Source organism: Rhizobium leguminosarum (genome assembly GCF_002953715.1).
GTDB lineage: Bacteria > Pseudomonadota > Alphaproteobacteria > Rhizobiales > Rhizobiaceae > Rhizobium > Rhizobium leguminosarum_V.
On the sequence record NZ_CP025012.1, the window covers coordinates 4,718,610 to 4,737,798 of the forward strand.

Annotated in this window: 22 protein-coding genes and 1 tRNA gene; 13 read left to right on the forward strand and 10 right to left on the reverse strand. The window is 60.2% G+C overall.

Annotation, left to right across the window (positions count from 1 at the left end):
- Positions 1-64 precede the first annotated feature (64 nt).
- Positions 65-412, forward strand: a complete 348-nt coding sequence (locus tag CUJ84_RS23300) for a hypothetical protein (RefSeq protein ID WP_197727777.1) — start codon at positions 65-67, stop codon at positions 410-412.
- A 186-nt stretch (positions 413-598) separates the two neighbouring features.
- Positions 599-1,903: a nicotinate phosphoribosyltransferase gene (gene pncB / locus CUJ84_RS23305; protein WP_105007889.1), complete on the forward strand. Its 1,305-nt coding sequence runs from the start codon at positions 599-601 to the stop codon at positions 1,901-1,903.
- Here pncB and CUJ84_RS23310 read toward each other — a convergent pair.
- Together CUJ84_RS23310 and CUJ84_RS23315 are read right to left on the reverse strand one after the other, a co-directional pair.
- Positions 1,885-2,124 carry a CrpP-related protein gene (locus CUJ84_RS23310; protein WP_105008289.1) on the reverse strand — a complete coding sequence of 80 codons (240 nt, stop codon included), beginning with the start codon at positions 2,122-2,124 and terminating at the stop codon, positions 1,885-1,887. The genes pncB and CUJ84_RS23310 overlap by 19 nt on opposite strands.
- Before the next feature lie 414 nt (positions 2,125-2,538).
- Entirely contained in the window at positions 2,539-2,748 is a 210-nt protein-coding gene (locus tag CUJ84_RS23315) for a KTSC domain-containing protein (RefSeq protein ID WP_105007890.1), read from the reverse strand.
- A gap of 68 nt (positions 2,749-2,816) precedes the next feature.
- On the opposite strand from CUJ84_RS23315, the gene CUJ84_RS23320 reads away from it, so the two are divergent.
- Positions 2,817-3,773: a hypothetical protein gene (locus CUJ84_RS23320; protein ID WP_245457504.1), complete on the forward strand. Its 957-nt coding sequence runs from the start codon at positions 2,817-2,819 to the stop codon at positions 3,771-3,773.
- 247 nt (positions 3,774-4,020) lie between these two features.
- Here CUJ84_RS23320 and CUJ84_RS23325 read toward each other — a convergent pair.
- Positions 4,021-4,110, reverse strand: a tRNA-Ser gene (locus CUJ84_RS23325).
- 228 nt (positions 4,111-4,338) lie between these two features.
- Between CUJ84_RS23325 and CUJ84_RS23330 the strand changes: the two genes are divergently transcribed.
- From CUJ84_RS23330 to deoA, 9 genes are all read left to right on the forward strand, one after another.
- Positions 4,339-4,656: a hypothetical protein gene (locus tag CUJ84_RS23330; protein WP_018070333.1), complete on the forward strand. Its 318-nt coding sequence runs from the start codon at positions 4,339-4,341 to the stop codon at positions 4,654-4,656.
- A gap of 295 nt (positions 4,657-4,951) precedes the next feature.
- Positions 4,952-5,944 (forward strand): BMP family lipoprotein, encoded by a 993-nt coding sequence (locus CUJ84_RS23335; RefSeq protein ID WP_105007892.1) that lies wholly within the window; start codon positions 4,952-4,954, stop codon positions 5,942-5,944.
- 88 nt (positions 5,945-6,032) lie between these two features.
- On the forward strand, positions 6,033-7,544 hold the full coding sequence (locus CUJ84_RS23340; protein WP_105007893.1) for an ABC transporter ATP-binding protein: 1,512 nt from the start codon (positions 6,033-6,035) through the stop codon (positions 7,542-7,544).
- Between the two features lie 7 nt (positions 7,545-7,551).
- Entirely contained in the window at positions 7,552-8,655 is a 1,104-nt protein-coding gene (locus CUJ84_RS23345; protein WP_105007894.1) for an ABC transporter permease, read from the forward strand.
- Positions 8,656-8,665: 10 nt separating this feature from the next.
- Complete coding sequence (locus tag CUJ84_RS23350; protein ID WP_105007895.1) at positions 8,666-9,637, forward strand: ABC transporter permease; 972 nt, start codon at positions 8,666-8,668, stop codon at positions 9,635-9,637.
- A 1-nt stretch (position 9,638) separates the two neighbouring features.
- Complete coding sequence (locus CUJ84_RS23355) at positions 9,639-10,028, forward strand: cytidine deaminase (RefSeq protein WP_003555864.1); 390 nt, start codon at positions 9,639-9,641, stop codon at positions 10,026-10,028.
- Positions 10,025-10,825 carry a purine-nucleoside phosphorylase gene (locus CUJ84_RS23360; protein WP_105007896.1) on the forward strand — a complete coding sequence of 267 codons (801 nt, stop codon included), beginning with the start codon at positions 10,025-10,027 and terminating at the stop codon, positions 10,823-10,825. The genes CUJ84_RS23355 and CUJ84_RS23360 overlap by 4 nt, the downstream gene beginning before the upstream one ends.
- Positions 10,826-10,939: 114 nt before the next feature.
- The gene (gene deoC, locus CUJ84_RS23365; RefSeq protein WP_105007897.1) at positions 10,940-11,716 is read left to right on the forward strand and encodes a deoxyribose-phosphate aldolase; all 777 of its coding nucleotides are present in this window, start codon (positions 10,940-10,942) and stop codon (positions 11,714-11,716) included.
- Position 11,717: 1 nt separating this feature from the next.
- Positions 11,718-13,025: a thymidine phosphorylase gene (gene deoA / locus CUJ84_RS23370; RefSeq protein ID WP_105007898.1), complete on the forward strand. Its 1,308-nt coding sequence runs from the start codon at positions 11,718-11,720 to the stop codon at positions 13,023-13,025.
- Positions 13,026-13,031: 6 nt separating this feature from the next.
- Here the strand turns inward: deoA and CUJ84_RS23375 are convergent, their stop codons facing one another.
- The 7 genes from CUJ84_RS23375 to CUJ84_RS23405 all read right to left on the reverse strand — a co-directional run bounded on the left by CUJ84_RS23375 (position 13,032) and on the right by CUJ84_RS23405 (position 18,598).
- Positions 13,032-13,601, reverse strand: coding sequence for a TIGR02281 family clan AA aspartic protease (locus CUJ84_RS23375; RefSeq protein WP_105007899.1), 570 nt, complete (start codon positions 13,599-13,601; stop codon positions 13,032-13,034).
- 125 nt (positions 13,602-13,726) lie between these two features.
- Entirely contained in the window at positions 13,727-14,356 is a 630-nt protein-coding gene (gene upp, locus CUJ84_RS23380) for a uracil phosphoribosyltransferase (RefSeq protein ID WP_012759721.1), read from the reverse strand.
- Between the two features lie 106 nt (positions 14,357-14,462).
- Positions 14,463-15,431, reverse strand: a complete 969-nt coding sequence (locus tag CUJ84_RS23385; RefSeq protein WP_105007900.1) for an adenosine deaminase — start codon at positions 15,429-15,431, stop codon at positions 14,463-14,465.
- Positions 15,428-16,648 (reverse strand): phosphopentomutase, encoded by a 1,221-nt coding sequence (locus tag CUJ84_RS23390; RefSeq protein WP_105007901.1) that lies wholly within the window; start codon positions 16,646-16,648, stop codon positions 15,428-15,430. Before CUJ84_RS23390 ends, CUJ84_RS23385 begins: the two co-directional genes overlap by 4 nt.
- Before the next feature lie 207 nt (positions 16,649-16,855).
- Complete coding sequence (locus CUJ84_RS23395) at positions 16,856-17,437, reverse strand: TadE/TadG family type IV pilus assembly protein (RefSeq protein WP_105007902.1); 582 nt, start codon at positions 17,435-17,437, stop codon at positions 16,856-16,858.
- Positions 17,437-18,072, reverse strand: coding sequence for a TadE/TadG family type IV pilus assembly protein (locus CUJ84_RS23400; protein ID WP_105007903.1), 636 nt, complete (start codon positions 18,070-18,072; stop codon positions 17,437-17,439). Before CUJ84_RS23400 ends, CUJ84_RS23395 begins: the two co-directional genes overlap by 1 nt.
- Positions 18,073-18,187: 115 nt before the next feature.
- Entirely contained in the window at positions 18,188-18,598 is a 411-nt protein-coding gene (locus CUJ84_RS23405) for a pilus assembly protein N-terminal domain-containing protein (RefSeq protein ID WP_105007904.1), read from the reverse strand.
- Positions 18,599-18,978: 380 nt separating this feature from the next.
- On the opposite strand from CUJ84_RS23405, the gene CUJ84_RS23410 reads away from it, so the two are divergent.
- Positions 18,979-19,167, forward strand: coding sequence for a Flp family type IVb pilin (locus CUJ84_RS23410; RefSeq protein ID WP_027682167.1), 189 nt, complete (start codon positions 18,979-18,981; stop codon positions 19,165-19,167).
- Positions 19,168-19,189: the final 22 nt, after the last annotated feature.

Sequence of the window (19,189 nt, forward strand, 5' to 3'; positions counted from 1 at the left end):
CCCGTTTCTTTTGCGGAAATTCTTCGCGGCCGGATTGGCCCGTTAAGAACAGCGGAAGGAGACGATGATGGCGCATCAGACGGAAACACGCTGGGAAAAGTCCGATGGCAAGCTTCACAAGGAAGAGCTGATCCCGCCGGTGAAGGCAAAGCAGGGACGCACGGGTTATCGCATCCTGACCGTGCTGATCGTCGCGCTGGTGCTTGCCTTCGTGGTTTGGATACCGGTCGAGATTTGGGGCAAGCGCGAAGCGAACGAGGTGGCGCCGCAGCAGCCAGGCCAGCAGCTTCAGTCGCAGCAACCTGCTCCGGCCCCCGCGCCAGCGCTACAGAACGGTACTGCCGTTCCAACCGAAACGCCGAACACCACACCGGCCGCCCCGAATGTGGCGCCTGCAACGCCGGCCCAATAATCGTGAGTAAAACCATGTTCACGTCCCGCAGCCGTGCTGCTGCGGGACGTTTATTGTTTTGTCTGGACTTTAGCCGCCGATTTTTCGATAAGAAGGCGCACGAGCCGGTTCGTGCGCCGGCCCGGAACTTGGCAGTACCCGGGAATTTGGTAGCACCTGACCGGAGTGGACAGGGGCAGGAATTTCATGGCCAGGACTGATATCGCAAGACGCGTCTACAATCATGCCTGGAAGCTCGATCCGATCATCCGCAGCCTGATCGATACCGACTTCTACAAGCTTTTGATGCTGCAGATGATCTGGAAGCTCTATCCAGACGTCAACGCGTCCTTCACCCTCATTAACCGCACCAAGCGGGTGCGTCTGGCCGAGGAGCTCGACGAAGGCGAATTGCGCGAGCAGCTCGATCATGCCCGCACGCTGAGGCTCTCCAAGAAGGAGATGATCTGGCTTGCGGGTAACAGTTTCTATGGTCGCGCCCAGATCTTCGAACCGGAATTCCTCGCCTGGCTTTCCAATTTCCAGCTGCCCGAATACGAGCTGTCGAAGAAGGACGGGCAATATGTGCTGGATTTCCACGGATCGTGGAAGGAAACCACCATGTGGGAAATCCCGGCGCTTGCCATCGTCAACGAGCTGCGGTCGCGCTCGGCGATGAAGGCGCTCGGTCCCTTCACCCTCGATGTGCTCTATGCCCGCGCCAAGGCGAGGATGTGGTCGAAGGTCGAACGGCTGAAGGAACTGCCGGGCTTACGCATCTCCGATTTCGGTACCCGCCGCCGTCACAGTTTCCTCTGGCAGCGCTGGTGCGTCGAGGCGCTGAAGGAAGGTATCGGACCGGCCTTTGCCGGTACCAGTAACGTATTGCTGGCTATGGATTCCGATCTCGAGGCCGTCGGCACCAATGCCCACGAGCTGCCGATGGTGGCCGCCGCCCTTGCCGAAACCGACGAGCAGTTGCGCAACGCGCCCTACAAGATCTTGCGCGACTGGAACAAGCTCTATGGCGGCAACCTTCTGATCGTGCTTCCGGATGCCTTCGGCACCGCCGCCTTCCTGCGCGATGCGCCGGAATGGGTCGCCGACTGGACCGGCTTCCGCCCGGACAGTGCCCCGCCGATCGAAGGCGGCGAGAAGATTATCGACTGGTGGAAGAAGATGGGTCGCGATCCGCGCCAGAAGCTGCTGATCTTCTCCGACGGCCTCGATGTCGACGCCATCATCGATACCTACCGGCATTTCGAAGGCCGCGTGCGCATGAGCTTCGGCTGGGGCACGAACCTGACGAATGATTTTTCCGGCTGCGCGCCGATCGAGATCTCCGGCCTCAACCCGATCTCCGTCGTCTGCAAGGTCAGCGACGCCAACGGCCGTCCGGCGGTGAAGCTCTCCGACAACCCGCAGAAGGCGACCGGCGAACCCGCCGAGGTCGAACGCTACCTGAAATTCTTCGGCGCCGAGGACAGGATCGATCAGACCGTTCTGGTGTAGATCTGGGCCAATGTGCCGCCATCCCGGGGCATATTGATGTGTCCCGCCATCGCATCCTCGATCGACCAACCGAAGCGCCAGGCGTCGAACATCGAGTACCATTCCTGAAAATCGGTGATCGGCAGGATATCCGGCTTCGACATCGGATTGTCGGCCAGACTGCGGCCACGCGCACGGTCCCGTGCGCCACGCTCCTGCATCTCAAGCAGATTCTCGAACATCATTACCCCCGTCTTTATCCCGGCTTATGCAATCATGCTAATAAAGCATTGTCGAGTCCGGATGCGACAATTCGGGTTTTTCACAGGATTAGCCCCAATTCGCTAGTTCAGGGGGATGATTAGTTCGCAACCGGCCGGGTCATCTCAATCAGACTAGCAGAGCATAGCGGCGTCCGAGAACCGCTCATGCGCTTCGCCATCACGCACAAGGAGCACCCGTGACGGGGAGGCTCGACTTCCTGGCTGGGGTCCGCCGCCGAGCCTCCCGGCTGGCCGACCTTGAACAGGCCGGCAGCGCCGACAAGTTGCCGCTTTCCGGCAGGGGCGATCCAACCCAGATGATATCGAGGGCTAACAGCCGGTTAATATCCACCGGTCGCGTCCCGATCTCGCACAAGCTATCCTTCGGGTTTTTCAGGCTGCCAATCTGCGAAACCGGGTTCTGATCCGGTCGAGATAATAATGGCCGGGAGACGGCGCCACCGTCATCGCGTGCACTTCCGACGAGGGAACACCTGCAAATAGACGTTCCTCGCCATTCTTGAAACAAATCCTGAGCCGTCCGTCTTCCTGGCTGAAATAGACGGATTTGATGATCTTCGACGTTACCGAAAGTTCTTCCACCTGTTTTACCTCTGTTTTTTAGTTTGGCAGACGGTAAACCCAAACGTGCAAAGACGCGGTGAAGCCGCATGGTAAAAATTCAGGAATCTTGCTTAGGTCGTCGGGACGTCAATCGGTACCGTCGCCACACCTCGACACGGCCGATTGATGGCTTCTGCAGGGTTTCGCTACGGGAACTTGCTGAAAAGAAAGTTCAACGTTTGACAGCACCATGTTTTAATGACGATATCTTCCATCCAGAGGCGAGGGATGGCAGGGGTGCAATGTTAGGTGAAGCGATTTCTTTTGTAAGACGTAATCTGTCTTTTGTATGTGTTGTTGTTGCAGCCAATTGCGCACTGGTCGCTCTTGATGATTACAGCGGCGGAAACAAAAGTAATTCAGCGCAATTTTTCGTTTCTTTGTCTTTTGGATTCTTCATTCAGAGTGCAATATTAAATGGAGACGGGAAAGTTTCAAACCTGACCAGCGGCATGCGTGGGTTTGGTGGCTACATCTGGAAGAACTTGCTTATCATTCTCGTCGTCATTGGAATCGGGATTGGCGCCCCTGTCGCCTTCGGCGCCGCTTCTCTATCAAAGAACACATTTCTACTCATATGTCTTGCGGTGATTGCAATGATCCTTCCGCTGCTCCTTGCCCTTGTCGGAACCTGGCCTATTGCCGGAATTACGGGCTCTAAAAGCGGGCTTTCAGCTGCCTTCAGCCGGGGGAAACACGGCTTGGTTCCGACCTTTTTACGGCTGTTTGCCGGACTGTTTCTTCCCTTCATCGGTGCTTTGATGTTGATGACGGCAGCAACATCGATGTCATTCGCAGCCGATAGCATCTTCTCGGACGGAAAACTGAACCTCATCGCTTTGGCAATACTGGTGATTTGCCAATGGGCGTCGACATTCGGCCTGTGCTACGTTTCGATCGTCCTGGCTCGCAAACTGCTGAGTTCCGAGGCTCCGCGGCCTCCAATCGGAGGACGTCAAGGGAATGCGGTCGCAGCGACGAGCGTCTCGGAAATTTTCGAATAGGGCCTACAGCGCCGCAGGTCTTTTCAGACACGCAAAGGACGCTGCAACACTCTGAATCTACGCGTCGGCGATTCCGATTTTCGGGCCGACGCGCTAGTCGTGATCATGCTGAGCCGCCGCCGGGCATTCCAATATCTGCAAGTCCGGGAATCTCGGCAGGGGCGTTGAGGCTGCTGCCACACACAATAGATCGTCACGAAGGCTGGCACGGCCGTGCAAAGGAAGGATCGGGGGGTTTAAAGAGAAATGGCGGACAGGGTGGGATTCGAACCCACGGTACGCTTTCACGTACACACGCGTTCCAGGCGTGCGCCTTAAACCACTCGGCCACCTGTCCTTTTTTGGCGTTCGCGCCCGGATAGGAGCAAATCGTCGGAACGGCGCGATATATACCGATGAATTTTTGTCGATCAACCGAAATCTAACAGTTTTTTGACTTCTTGCGATAAAACTCGCCTCGGCCACTCCATTGTGCTTCACCTCATCGACGACTATGTAATTCTCTAAGGTGGAGAATGGCGCGGCCGGCCGGAATTGTCCGGCATATCGAGCGTCGGAGGAATTGATGCGTTTCCTGTTGCGTCTGGCGAGTCTTGTCGCGCTTGCGGCGGCCGTTATTGCCGGGACCATCGATTCGATCCAATCGGTTGCGGCGTCCTCCGTGGTGATGACGCCGATCTCCGATGCCTGGCAGGATGTCAGCCCGACAACCCTCACGTCGCTGCAATCCTCCCTTTCCTATTATATCCACCCGCGTTTCTACACCTTCATCTTCCAGTGGCTGATGCTCCAGCCGGCCTTTGCCGTTTTCCTGGTGATCGCGCTGCTTCTGTGGATGATCGGCTACAAGAAGCCGCCGGTGGCCGGTCGCTTCACCGCATAAAAAACGCAGTTAATCCGGTTGGCTGTCACCCCTCTGCTGCGTCGGTATTTGCCGCCGGATTGGCTAGAAAATCCGCACCCTGACGCAAATAATGTCCAAAAATCAGCCCCGAAGAGCTGATTTTCGGCAATCGCTGCAAATCTTTACCAGCTGAAAAATTTCTGGTGAATTTTTCCCTGAGCCATGCAAGGATGCGCGCAGCCAGGCCTCCGGGGGGAGGTCGGTGGTTCCGCAGACATGCCCGAAAAGGGCTTGCGGGAGGACCCCTAACGAATAGCAACAACAGGGCTGCACAATGAAAAAATCCCTTCTCACTCTCTTTGCCGTGGCTGCCATGTCGACGACGGCGCTTGCCGCCGATGTCAAGCCGGCGCTGGTTTACGGCACCGGCGGGAAGTTCGATAAGTCCTTCAACGAGGCGGCCTATAACGGCGCCGAGAAGTTCAAGGCCGAGACCGGCATTGCCTATCGCGACTTCGAGCCGACGGGCGACACCCAGGGCGAACAGGCCATCCGCAACTTCGCCAGCCGCGGTTTCAATCCGGTGGTTGCCGTTTCCTTCGCCTGGACTTCGGCCATCGAGAAGGTTGCAGCCGAATTCCCGGATACCAAGTTCATCATCGTTGACTCCGTCGTCGACAAGCCGAACGTCCGCTCGGTTGTCTACAAGGAAGAAGAAGGCTCCTACCTCGTCGGCGTTCTCGCCGGCATGGCGTCGAAGTCAGGCAAGGTCGGCTTCGTCGGCGGCATGGACATTCCGCTGATCCGCAAGTTCGAATGCGGCTACGAGCAGGGCGCACGCTCCGTCAAGGCCGATATCGAAGTCTTCCAGAACATGACCGGCACCACGGGCGCTGCCTGGAACGACCCGGTCCGCGGTGGCGAGCTCACCAAGAACCAGATCGACCAGGGCGCTGACGTCGTTTATGCGGCGGCCGGTGCCACCGGTCTCGGCGTTCTGCAGACGGCCGCCGATAACAAGAAGCTGTCGATCGGCGTCGACTCCAACCAGAACTACCTGCATCCGGGCTCGGTCCTGACCTCGATGGTCAAGCGCGTCGACCTCGCCGTCTACAATGCCTATAACGACACCAAGAACGACAAGTTCACCGGTGGCGTCCAGGCGCTTGGCGTCAAGGAAGAGGGTGTCGGCGCTGCGATCGACGAGCATAACAAGTCGCTGATCACGCCGGAAATGCAGGCCGCCGTCGACAAAGCCAAGGCCGACATCATCGCGGGAACCGTCAAGGTTCACGATTACACCTCGGACAACGCTTGCCCGAAGTGATCCGTGCCCGAATGTGATCGACGATTGAGATCGGGCGTATGGCGGAGGGGATTTTCGCCATACGCCCTTTTCTTATTTGGAGCCTGCAGTGACAGATAAGCCCGCTATCGAGCTTGTCGGTATCGACAAGAAGTTCGGTGCCGTCCACGCCAACAAGGACATCAACCTCACCGTTGCCAAGGGGACGATCCACGGCATCATCGGCGAAAACGGCGCCGGTAAATCGACCTTGATGTCGATCATCTACGGTTTCTACCATGCCGACAGCGGCGAGATCCGCGTCAACGGCAATCCCGTCACCATCCGCGACAGCCAGGCGGCGATCGCCACCGGCATCGGCATGGTGCACCAGCATTTCATGCTGGTCGACAATTTTACGGTTCTCGAGAACATCATGCTTGGCGCCGAAGGCGGCATGCTGCTGGCCAGGGGTGTTGCCTCGGCTCGCGCCGAGCTCAAGCGGCTGGAAACGGAATATGGCCTGGAGGTCGATCCCGACGCGCTGATCGAGGAGCTCCCGGTCGGCCTGCAGCAGCGTGTCGAGATCCTGAAAGCCATGTATCGCGGCGCCGAGATCCTGATCCTCGACGAGCCCACCGGCGTGTTGACCCCGGCGGAGGCCGATCACCTTTTCCGCATCCTTAAGGTGCTGCGTGATCAGGGCAAGACGATCATCCTCATCACCCACAAGCTGCGCGAGATCATGGCAATCACCGACACGGTCTCGGTCATGCGCCGCGGCGAAATGGTCGCGACCCGCAAGACGTCGGAGACGACGGTGGAGGAGCTAGCCGAGCTGATGGTCGGCCGCCGCGTGCTGCTGCGCGTGCAGAAGGGCGAGGCGAACCCGCAAGCCGCCGTGCTGTCCGTCCGCAACCTCACGGTCAAGGATAATCGCGGCGTCACCATGGTCGACAACGTCTCCTTCGACGTGCGCGCCGGTGAGATCGTCGGCATCGCCGGTGTCGCCGGCAATGGCCAGTCCGAATTGCTGGAGGCGATTGCCGGCATCCGCAAGCCGACTTCCGGTGAAATTCTTCTCGACGGCCAGACGATCGACAAGGCTGATCCCGCCCGCCTGCGTGATCTCGGCCTCGCTCATATTCCCGAGGATCGTCACCATATGGGCCTGGTGCTGAAATTCGAGGAATATGAAAATTCCGTGCTCGGCTACCATCGCCACCCGGCCTACAGCAAAGGCCCGTTGCTCGATCTCGAAGCGATCCGCAAGGATGCGATGGAGAAGATCGAGAAATACGACATCCGTCCGCCGAACCCGCGGCTGAAGACGGCGAATTTCTCCGGCGGCAACCAGCAGAAGATCGTCGTTGCCCGTGAGATCGAACGCGATCCGAAGATGCTGATCATCGGCCAGCCGACACGCGGCGTCGATATCGGCGCCATCGAATTCATCCACCGCCGGATCATCGAAATGCGTGACGCGGGCAAGGCGATCCTGCTCGTCTCCGTCGAACTCGATGAAATCCGCTCCCTTTCAGACCGTATCCTTGTCATGTTTGCCGGCCATATCGTCGGCGAGAAGACGCCCGATGCCGGTGAACAGACCCTCGGCCTGATGATGGCCGGCATTGCCGCGTGAGGCCTTTATGAGCACTGCTTCCGTTCCGCTACCAAACTGGATCAACTACGGCCTCATCCCGCTTTTGAACCTCGTCGTCGCCTTCCTGATCTCCGGCTTCGTCGTCTGGCTGATCGGCGAGAGCCCGCTCGATGCGCTGTCGCTGCTGATCCAGGGCGCGCTCGGCAATGGCGAAGGCATCGGCTTCACGCTATATTACGCGACGAGCTTCATCTTCACCGGCCTCTCCGTCGCGGTGGCGATCCATGCCGGCCTCTTCAACATCGGTTCCGAAGGCCAGGCCTATGTCGGCGGCCTCGGCTGCGCGCTGGTGGCGCTGGCGCTCGATCGTTACGTGCCGTGGTATGTGACGATGCCGATCGCCGTCGCCGGCGCTGGCCTGTTCGGTGCAGCCTGGGCCTTCATTCCGGCCTTCCTACAGGCAAAACGCGGCAGCCACATCGTCATCACGACGATCATGTTCAACTATATCGGCGCAGCACTGATGGTGTACCTCCTGGTGCATGTGCTGATCGTACCTGGCAAAATGGCGCCGGAAACCCGCACCTTCCTCGAAGGCGGCCAATTGCCGAAGCTCGGTTGGGTCATGCAGCTGTTCGGCGCCAAGCTGGGGGCCGCCCCGTTCAACGTCTCCTTCATCATTGCGCTCGTCGTCAGCTACCTCGTCTGGTTGCTCGTCTGGCGCACCAAGCTCGGTTTCGAGATGCGCACGCTGGGCGTCAGCCCGACGGCGGCCGCCTATGCCGGCATCCCCTATGCCCGCACCGTGATCATCGCCATGCTGCTCTCCGGCGCGCTCGCCGGCATGATGGCGCTGAACCCCGTCATGGGCTCGTCGGCGCGTCTGCAGGTGGAATTCGTCGGTGGTGCCGGCTTCGTCGGCATCGCCGTCTCGCTGATGGGCCGCAACCATCCGCTCGGCATCATCATGGCAGCGATCCTCTTCGGTATTCTCTACCAGGGCGGCGACTGGGTATCCTTCGAAATGCCGAACATCACCCGCGAGATGATCCTCGTCATCCAGGGTCTGGTGATCCTCTTTGCCGGCGCGCTGGAATATATGTTCCGGCCGGCGATGGTGCGTCTCTACCAACAGTTCAAGCGCGGTTAAGGAGCGGGCGATGGATTATTACGACATCTTCATCAGCGTTCTGAGCTCGACCATCCGCCTGTCGATCCCGCTGATCTTCACCGCCCTTGCCGGTCTGTTTTCGGAACGCGCCGGTATCTTCGATATCGGCCTCGAGGGCAAGATGCTGGGCTCGGCCTTTGCCGCAGCCTGCGTTGCCTATCTCACCGATTCGGCCTGGCTCGGGCTCGGTGCCGGCATCGTCTGTTCGGTGGCGCTGAGCCTGGTGCATGGCTTTGCCTCGATCACCAACCGCGGCAACCAGATCGTCTCCGGTGTCGCGATCAACTTCTTCATCGCCGGCATCACCATCGTGCTTGGGCAGGCCTGGTTCGGCCAGGGCGGACGCACGCCGCAGCTGTCGCCGGAATCGCGCTTCGCGCCGATCATCCTGCCGGGCGCCGATGCCGCCCGCGACATACCGATCATCGGCCCGATCTATGCCAATGTCATATCGGGCAACAATGTCCTCACCTACCTCGCCTTTCTCGCCGTGCCGTTTTCCTGGTGGGTGCTTTACCGCACACGTTTCGGGCTGCGGCTGCGCGCCGTCGGCGAAAACCCGGGTGCGGTCGATACGGCCGGCATCTCGGTCGCCTGGCTGCGTTACCGTGCCGTCATGTGTGCCGGCATTCTCTGCGGCTTTGCCGGCACCTATCTGGCAATCGCCCAGTCCGCCGCCTTCATCAAGGACATGTCGGCCGGCAAGGGCTACATTGCACTCGCAGCTCTGGTTTTCGCCAAGTGGAAGCCGGTACCCGTCATGTTTGCCTGCCTGCTCTTCGGCTTCCTCGATGCGCTGGCAAATTTCATGCAGGGAAAGCAGGTGCCGCTGATTGGCGAAGTGCCGGTTCAGGTTTTCCAGGCGCTGCCCTATGTCCTGACCTGCGTCCTGCTTGCCGGCTTCATCGGCGTCGCGACCCCGCCAAAAGCCGGTGGCGTGCCCTATACGAAGGAGCGTTGATATGTCTCACGATCTGTTCGAAGCCGCCCGCGGCGCCATGGCCTTTGCCCATGCGCCCTATTCGAAATTTCCGGTCGGCGCGGCGATCCGCGCCGAGGACGGCAAGGTCTATACCGGCGCCAACATCGAAAACCTCTCCTTTCCGCAAGGATGGTGCGCCGAGCCGACGGCGATCAGCGCCATGATCATGGGTGGCGCGAAGAAGATCGTCGAAATGGCCGTCATTGCCGAGAAGCTGCCGCTCTGCCCGCCCTGCGGCGGCTGCCGTCAGAAGATCTCGGAATTCGCCTCCAAGGAGACGAAGATCTACCTCTGCGATGAGGCGGGCGTGAAGAAGACCATGACCATGGAAGAGCTTCTTCCCTTCAGCTTCGAGACTGAACTCGGATGAAGGCGACGGTCAGCCTGCTCGCCGCACTGCTCGGCGGCATCAAGCCGCGCCACGGCATCGTGCTCGGCTCCGGCCTCGGCTCCCTCGTCGGTGAGCTGGACGGCGCCGTCCGTGTCCCCTATCGCGACCTGCCGGGCTTTCCCGTCAGCGCCGTATCCGGCCATGCAGGCGAAGTCGTCGCCGGCCGCCTCGGCGGCGTGCCTGTCGTCATGCTCTCCGGCCGTGGGCATTATTACGAAAAGGGCGATGCCAACGCCATGCGCCTGCCGATCGAGGTGCTGAAGGCGCTTGGCGTCGAAGCGCTGATCCTGACCAATTCGGCCGGATCGTTGCGCGACGACATGCCGCCCGGTTCGGTGATGCAGATCACCGACCATATCAACTATTCCGGCATGAATCCGCTGATCGGCGAGGAAAGCGATCATCGTTTCGTCGGCATGACCAACGCCTATGACGCCGGACTTGCCGCAGCGATGCAGAGGGCAGCGGCAAAGCTTAAAATCGAGATGGCGCAGGGTGTCTATATGTGGTTCTCCGGTCCGAGCTTTGAAACGCCGGCGGAAATCCGCATGGCGCGCATCCTTGGCGCCGATGCCGTAGGCATGTCGACGGTGCCCGAGGTTATCATCGCAAGAATGCTGGGCCTGAGGGTTGCCGCCGCCTCCGTTATCACCAACTATGGGGCAGGCATGACCGGCAATGAGCTCAGCCATGAAGAAACCAAGGACATGGCGCCCATCGGCGGCGCCCGTCTCGCCGCCATCCTGAAAGACATGATTGCGGCTGGAACAGGATGATTTTAGGCCGGGTCGGCCTAAAATCTGAATTCTGTTCTACATTTTATAGTTAGAGCATGATGTCGCCCGAAAACCGCTCACACTTTTCGGCGTCATGCTCTAGAGGAAGCAAAGATGAATAGCCATTCCAACCGGGAAACGGCGGCTGTCGCCCTTTCTCTTCTCGATCTCACCAATTTGAAGGATGATTGCACCGAGGCGCAGATCGACGCGCTCTGTGCCCGCGCGCAGACGCCCTACGGCAACAGTGCTGCGATCTGCATCTGGCCGCGGTTCGTCGCTCAGGCCCGCAATATCCTTGGCACCGGGCATGCCGTGCGTATCGCGACTGTCGTCAACCTCCCCTCTGGCGATATGGAAGTGGCCGATGTCGCTGCCGAAGCACGCGAGGCGATTGCCGATGGAGCCGATGAGATCGATCTGGTCGTCCCCTACCGCAAGCTGCTCGCAGGCAACGAGAAGGCGGTGACCGACATGGTCAAGGCCGTACGCGCCGAATGCGCCGGTCCCGTTCTTCTGAAGGTCATCATCGAGACTGGCGAGCTGAAGGATGCGGCATCGATCCGCCGTGCCTCCGAACTCGCCATCGAAGCCGGCGCCGATTTCATCAAGACCTCCACCGGCAAGGTCGCCGTCAACGCGACGCTCGAAGCCGCCGACATCATGATCCGCGCTATCCGCGAAAGCGGCCGCAAGGTCGGCTTCAAGCCGGCGGGCGGTATCGGCTCGGTGGCCGATGCCGCACTCTATCTGAGCCTTGCCGAAACCATCATGACACCGGACTGGCCGATGCCGTCGACCTTCCGCTTCGGCGCTTCCGACCTGCTCGACGATATCCTGGCGGTTCTAAGTGGAACACAGTCGGCACCGGTTGCGGCGTCGAGCTACTGAAATGATTCCGCAGGAGATCATTCGGCGTAAGCGCGATGGCGACGAACTCGATGCCGCCGATATCAGGTCCTTCATCGCGGCACTCGCCGCCGGTCAATTGTCGGAAGGCCAGATCGGCGCATTCGCCATGGCCGTCTGGTTCAAGGGCATGTCGCGGGCCGAAATCGTGGCCTTGACGCTGGCGATGGCCGATTCCGGCGACAGGCTGCAGTGGGTCGATATCGACCGCCCGATCGCCGACAAACATTCGACCGGCGGCGTCGGCGACAATGTTTCGCTGATGCTGGCGCCGATCGCCGCCGCCTGCGGCCTCGCCGTTCCGATGATCTCCGGGCGCGGTCTCGGCCATACCGGCGGCACGCTGGATAAGCTTGAATCCATTCCCGGCTATAGGATCACCCCGGACGCGGACCTGTTCCACAAGGTCGTGAAGGAGGCGGGATGCGCCATCATCGGCCAGACCGGCACCTTGGCGCCCGCCGACGGCAGGCTCTATGCCGTGCGCGATGTGACCGCCACCGTCGATTCCATTCCCCTCATCACCGCCTCTATCCTCTCGAAGAAACTTGCCGCCGGGCTCGAGACGCTGGTGCTCGACGTCAAGGTCGGCAACGGCGCTTTCATGGCTGACCGCGGCCAGGCGGAGATCCTCGCGCAGTCGCTGGTCGAGGTGGCCAATGGCGCCGGCGTGAAGACCTCGGCCCTGATCACCGACATGAACCAGCCGCTCGCCGATAGTGCCGGCAATGCCGTCGAGATGCGCAACTGCCTGGATTTTCTGGCAGGCAGGAAAAGGGACACGCGGCTTGATATCGTCGTTTTCGCCTTCGCCGCCGAGATGCTGGTGAAATCGGGCGTCGCCGCTTCGCCTGATGAAGCTGAGGGGATGGCGCGTCAGGCCCTATCGTCGGGAAAGGCGGCAGAAGTCTTCGCGCGTATGGTATCGATGCTCGGTGGCCCGGCCGATCTCATCGAAAATCCCGACCGATATCTGGCCAGGGCACCTGTGGAAAAGCCTGTCCCGGCCGCCCGGTCCGGCTGGCTCTCCGCTTGTGATGCGCGCGGTGTCGGCGTCAGCGTCATCGATCTCGGCGGCGGAAGACGCCATCCGGCGGACCGGATCGACCATCGCGTCGGCTTTTCCGAACTCCTGCCGCTTGGCACCCGCGTAAACGCGGGTGAACCAATCGCTCTCGTTCATGCCGCTGACGAAGCCGCGGCGGAGCGGGCGGCTGCGGCACTTGCCATGCATTACCGCATCACCGAGGACAGGCCGGAGCTGACACCGGTGATTGCGGGCCTGATCTGACGCAGTTTACTGCTTGAGGCTGAGCGAACCGTCGGCGACGGAATAGGAGGCGAGCTTCTGCAGGAAACTCATGCCGACCAGCGTCGTCGTCAGCGCATTGTCCCTGAGGACGAAGGCTTCGACATCGCGCACGCGAATGCCGCCGATTTCGACCCGGTCGAGTGTCACATGCGCGGCCTTCGTCTGGCCGTTCGCGGTGTTCACCCCGTAACGGAAATCGAGTTGGTTGGCGGTGAAGCCCAGCCGGCGGGCGAGCGTCTCGTTGAGCGCCACATAGGTGGCGCCGGTATCGATCAGGCCCTGCACCGGCTTGCCGTTGATCTTGAAGCTGCCGGTATAGTGGCCCTGCGCATCGGCCCGCAGGCGGATCGCATTGCTGCCGTAGACGGGCTCCGGTGCGGCCGGTTGGTCGGTTTCGGTCGATACGTAATTGGCGGAGAGGGCGTCAGCAGACTGCTGGCTGGTGCTTCCGAAGAAGGAAGGCACCTGTGTGGCGAGCACCGCGGCGATGCTGGCGAATAGGACGGTACGCACGAGCATGAAACAGAAATCCTTCCTGTATAAACCCCGCTTCATGCGGGGCCTCATGCTTCAGACTTCCTAAACCTCAAGTGCTGATAAGTTGCTAATATCGACGCCAAAAGGCCCGGAGCGAACCACCGGGCCTTAAAGTCTTTCGATTTGGTAAAGGAAGGCTGAAATTACTTGGTGCCGTACATGCGATCGCCGGCATCGCCGAGGCCAGGCACGATGTAGCCCTTCTCGTTGAGATGACTGTCGATCGATGCGGTGAAAACCGGAACATCGGGATGCGCGGCGCGGAAGTTGCGGATGCCTTCCGGGGCGGCAAGCAGGCAGAGGAAGCGGATATTGTGGGCGCCGCGTTCCTTGAGCTTGTCGATCGCCGCGATCGAGGAATTGCCGGTCGCAAGCATCGGATCGACGACGATGATCAGCCGCTCCGCCACGTCCTCCGGCGCCTTGAAGTAATATTCGACCGGCTGCAGCGTCTCGTGGTCGCGATAGACGCCGATATGCGAGACGCGGGCGGAAGGCACGAGATCAAGCATGCCTTCGAGCAGCCCGTTGCCGGCACGCAGGATCGAGGCGAAGACCAGCTTCTTGCCCTCGAGGATCGGCGACTCCATCGTTTGCAGCGGTGTCTCGATCGTTTCCATCGTCAGTTCGAGATCGCGGGTCACTTCGTAGCAGAGCAGGGTCGAGATTTCGCGCAGCAAGCGCCGGAAACTTCCCGTCGATGTCTCCTTGCGCCGCATGATGGTGAGCTTGTGCTGCACAAGCGGATGATCGATGACTGTGACGCCGTCCATGGGGAAGCCTTTCATTCTTTCTATTGAATGTTTCTTTCACGGAAATCGGCCTGACTGCAAGAGTGGCGGCCAATTTGCGTCGATCTTCCCCAGTCTCTGGAGACTTTTAAAGCCTGGCGAGCAAAGTCTTTCGTGTCTCATCGTCGACGAAGGCGGCCTCGATCGCAGTGCGTGTCATCGCGTCGATCTCCGCGTCGCCGAAGCCGAAGGCCCCGGCGGCAAGCTCGTATTCTCGCTTGAGCGAGGTATGGAAGAAGGGCGGATCGTCTGAGCTGATCGTCACCCGCACGCCTGCTTCCTTCAGATGGCGCAGCGGATGGGAAGCAAAATCGGGAAACACCCCGAGCGCGATATTGGAGCCCGGGCAGATCTCGAGCACGGTGCCGAGATCGGCAAGCCGCTTCACCAGATCGAGATCCTCGACGGCGCGCACCCCATGGCCGATGCGCGAGGGGCGCACCGCATCGAGCGCGTCAGCGACGCTGAAGGCGCCGCAGACCTCGCCGGCATGGATGGTCAACCCGAGGCCGGCATCGCGGGCGATATCGAAGGCGCGGGCATAATCGGCGACGCGCCCCATGCGCTCCTCGCCGGCAAGGTTGAAGCCGGTAATCAGAGGATTGCCGGCCTTTGCCGCATATTCGGCAGCACCAATCACGCTCTCCGGACCGAAATGCCGCTCGCCGGTGACGATCAGCCGGGCCTCGATGCCGCTCTTTTCCCTGGCCCGCCGGATGCCTTCGCAGATACCTGATATATAAGCATCGGCGCCTAGCCCGATGCGCTTGCCGTGGTCGGGCGAAACGATGAGCTCGCTGTAAATCGTATTGATGCCGGCGAGTTCGTCGAGATAGGTTTCGGTCAGAAGCGCATAGTCCTCCTCGGTCTTGTAGACCTCGGAAACCTTGTCGTAACATTCGAGGAAGCTTGCGAAATCATGCCAGACATAGGCTCCGTCACGAAGCTGTGCGCTGATGTCGACGCCATATTTCCGCGCTTGCGCCGCAGTCAGAGCTGGAGGTGCCGCACCCTCCAGATGGCAGTGCAGTTCGACCTTCTTCAAACGCGATGTCACAGAAAACTCCTTCCGTGTGGTCCGGTCGGGATGCCGAGATGCCGGGCGATGCTCTCGCCGATATCGGCATAGCTGCGGCGCACCCCGATCGAACGCGACCGGATGCCGGGGCCATAGGCGATAACAGGCACGCGCTCGCGCGTATGGTCCGTGCCGCGCCAGGTCGGATCGCAGCCGTGATCGGCGGTGAGTACGACGAGATCGCCGGGCTTCAGTTTCTTGTGGACTTCGGGCAAGCGCGCATCGAAGGCCTCGAGTGCCGCGGCATAACCCGGCACGTCGCGGCGATGGCCGTAGATCATGTCGAAATCGACGAAATTGGTGAAGACGAGATCGCCGTCCTCAGCCTCGTCAATCGCCGAAAGCGACGCATCCATAAGCGCCTCGTTGCCGTTCGCCTTGATGACCCTGGAAATGCCCTGATGTGCGAAGATATCGCCGATCTTTCCCACCGCGTGCACGTGTCGTCCGTGCTCGATAAGCCGGTCCAGCAGCGTCGGCTCTGGCGGCAGCACGGAGAAGTCGCGCCGGTTTCCTGTGCGCTGGAAGCTAGAGGCAGACTGGCCGTTGAAGGGCCGGGCGATGACGCGGCCGATATTGTAAGGATCGAGAAGCCCCCGGGCCAAATGGCAGAAGGCGAGCAGACGATCGAGGCCGAAATGCACCTCGTGCGCCGCGACCTGGAAGACCGAATCCGAAGAGGTGTAGCAGATCGGCCTGCCGGTGCGGATATGGTCCTCGCCGAGCCGGGCGATGATCTCGGTTCCCGAGGCATGGCAGTTGCCGAGAATGCCGGGCACATCAGCCTCCCTGCACAATGCGTCGATGAATTCCTGAGGAAAGGCGTCTCCCTCCGTCGGGAAATAACCCCAATCGAAACTGACAGGTGTTCCCGCGATCTCCCAATGACCTGATGGTGTATCCTTGCCGCGAGAGATTTCGGTGGCGGCGCCATAAATGCCGTAGACCTTCTCCGGGACGGGCATGCCGGCCGGAAACCGACCCGACGCCGACCGCGCAATGTGCATCAGCCCGAGTTCCGACATGTTCGGCAGGGAAAGCGGCCCTTCGCGCAATCCGGCGCGATCTCCGGCGCCGGCTGCGCAGAACTCGGCGATATGGCCAAGCGTATCGGCACCCTCGTCGCCATAGGCCGCCGCATCCGGCGCTCCACCGACACCGAAGGAATCCAGAACGAAAAGAAAGGTACGCGCCATTTTACACCCGAGAGAGCCGATCGCCGGCCTCTGGAATGTCGGAGGCGGCTGAGATCCAGCCATATAATGCTGCGCTCGGCTTGGCAAATTACAGCGCCGCGCGCCTTTTCAAGACACGAAAAGGACGCTGTAACACTTTGACTTGCTGCATGACTCCCTAAATCGATTTAGAAAGTTATGCAGCCGAGAAGGGCGGGAAGGGGGTCGTCAGCAGTCGCCGCAGGGGATCGAGTCGCCTTGCCGCTGGCGGTAGAAATAACTGCGGCTGATGGTGATCGTGCGCATGCCATCCGGCATGAAGTTCGGGGCGAACAGGAACATCGTATAGGGGATGCTCAGCTCAGTCCGGACCAGGAAACTGTTCGCCGTCTTCATATCAGACGGCACGTTGGTCACCGTGGCGTTCTTGGCATAGGGCACCGTCCCGTCCTGTGCCCAGGACCAGAGCACTTTCGCATTGGCGCTGGCATCGATGGTAATGCCGGTGATCTTCAGCGTCAGCGACGTCGAGTTGTAGGGCACGAAGATCGCCGTTGCGACCGACGGCATCTGCGCGAGCGCGCTCTTCGTGACGGATTGCTGCTGGGTGACGAGATCGGCCACCGTTCCTGCGGCGCGTGTCACGCGCTTGCTGACGCTGAGGCCGATCGTGATCTCGAAAGCGCCGATATAGAGCATGATCAGCACGGGAAAGAGGATCGCGAATTCGATCGCTCCGGCGCCCCTGCGGTCTCGGGCCAGTCGCCGCGCCCTCAGGACCAGTCTGGTGAACGGGTTGCGCAACGCCATTATGGATACTGCTCGTTCTGGAAGGCCGCGGTTGCGACAATCAGATATTGGCTCGGCATCGAACCGTCGGAGGGGCGTATCGTGGTGATATAGGGCCGGACCAGATCCGTGATGATTTCCCAGCGGTAATAGGCGCGGACCATATTGATCGTGCCGGCGCCGCCCGGAGCATATTTGAAGGCCGCCGTGTTGATATCGGCATATTTGTCGGTGGAAAGCTTGGGGATCGTCGTCGGAATGGCCGAGAAGGTGCTGAACGTCCGTACATCCAGGTAGAGCTTGCTCGGTGTGGCGACTTCGCTCGCCGAGCAGCGGACCAGGATCGAGATCTCGTCGCAGAAAGCCTGGCGGAATTGCGCCTGGTTCATATCGGTCGTGCGGCCGAGATTATAGGTGATCTGCCCGGTTCGCATCCGGCGGCTCATCGTATCAACGCCGTTGGAGACGAGCTCTTCGGCGGCGAAGGCGACGAAAGTTTCGAGGATTGCGAAAATCACCAGGAAATAGGGAATGGCGAGCAGGGCGAATTCGATCGCCGCAGCACCCTCGCGCGAACGGGCGAGAGCGCGAAACCGTGAGAAACGGAACGGGGCGAAGGCGCGCCCCTTATCCGTCTGCTGATCAATTGCCGTCATTGCCTGGACCCGAGCGATATTTTCCACGCGTCAGACTACGGTCTGTTCGTTGATTTTCCGTTTCACCCTGACACGACGATTTTAACGAATGGTCGAGGAAGCTCCCAGATAGTACTCAGGGTGAGGCCGTCGCGGTGGCCGCTTGCTGCGCATGCTGCTCGCAGTTCGGCGTGCAGGACAGAACGGAGCGCTCGGTCTGCCGGTAGACGCGCACCGTATTGCCCTCGTCGATCGACACCAGGATGCGCTCGTCGAGGATCGCATTGCCGTCGGCATCGAGAAGGACCAGATTTGTGGTGCCGAAGCTGCGTCCTGTCAGAACGATGGTCTTGGCGTCGGCGACGGTCGCATCGGCGACCTTGGCATTGCCGACAATCACCTTGCTGACGGGGCGGTCAAGCTTCAATACGCGCGCGTGATCCATATAGACGCGCAGCATGTCATCGTCTGCGGCCGCGGAAACTCCCGAAATACCGAAAACGGCGATCATGCCGGCAAAGAAAATGATTTTGCCGCTCGATGACATTTGGTCCTCTTTCACGATCACAGCGCAATATGCACATAGAATGGAAAAAAATGGTGAACGAAGCCTTAAGCCTGCCGCCCTGTTCCAGGATGAAGCGTAATGCTCCGATCTGGCACGGTCTCCGGGCGACGCACGCTTCGGTTGGAGATGGAATTTGTGCTATTTCCGGATGAATGCAGCGATTATTCCCGGAATATTGTTAAATATTGAGGTAAGTGCGTAAGAAAATACTGACTCTACAAAGGCCTGTTGTCTCGTTCACATCTCGTTAACTCTTTTCCTTAAGCCGATGGAAACGGCCATTCGCTAGGTTGCTGTCATCCGATCAACGGCAAACAGTTGGCGGACGTGCTGAACATCAACTGGAGTTAGGAGTTACCATGACCAAGCTTTTTAGCCGTTTTCTGAAGGACGAATCCGGCGCGACCGCAATCGAATACGGCCTGATCGCCGCCCTCATTTCCGTAGCGCTCGTGACTGGCGCAACTACGCTTGGTGGCAAGCTCAACAGCACGTTCAGCGCGCTGGGCACCAAGCTGGACACAGCTGTCACCCCCCCGGCCCCCTGATATAGGCCGCCGTCAAGCGGCG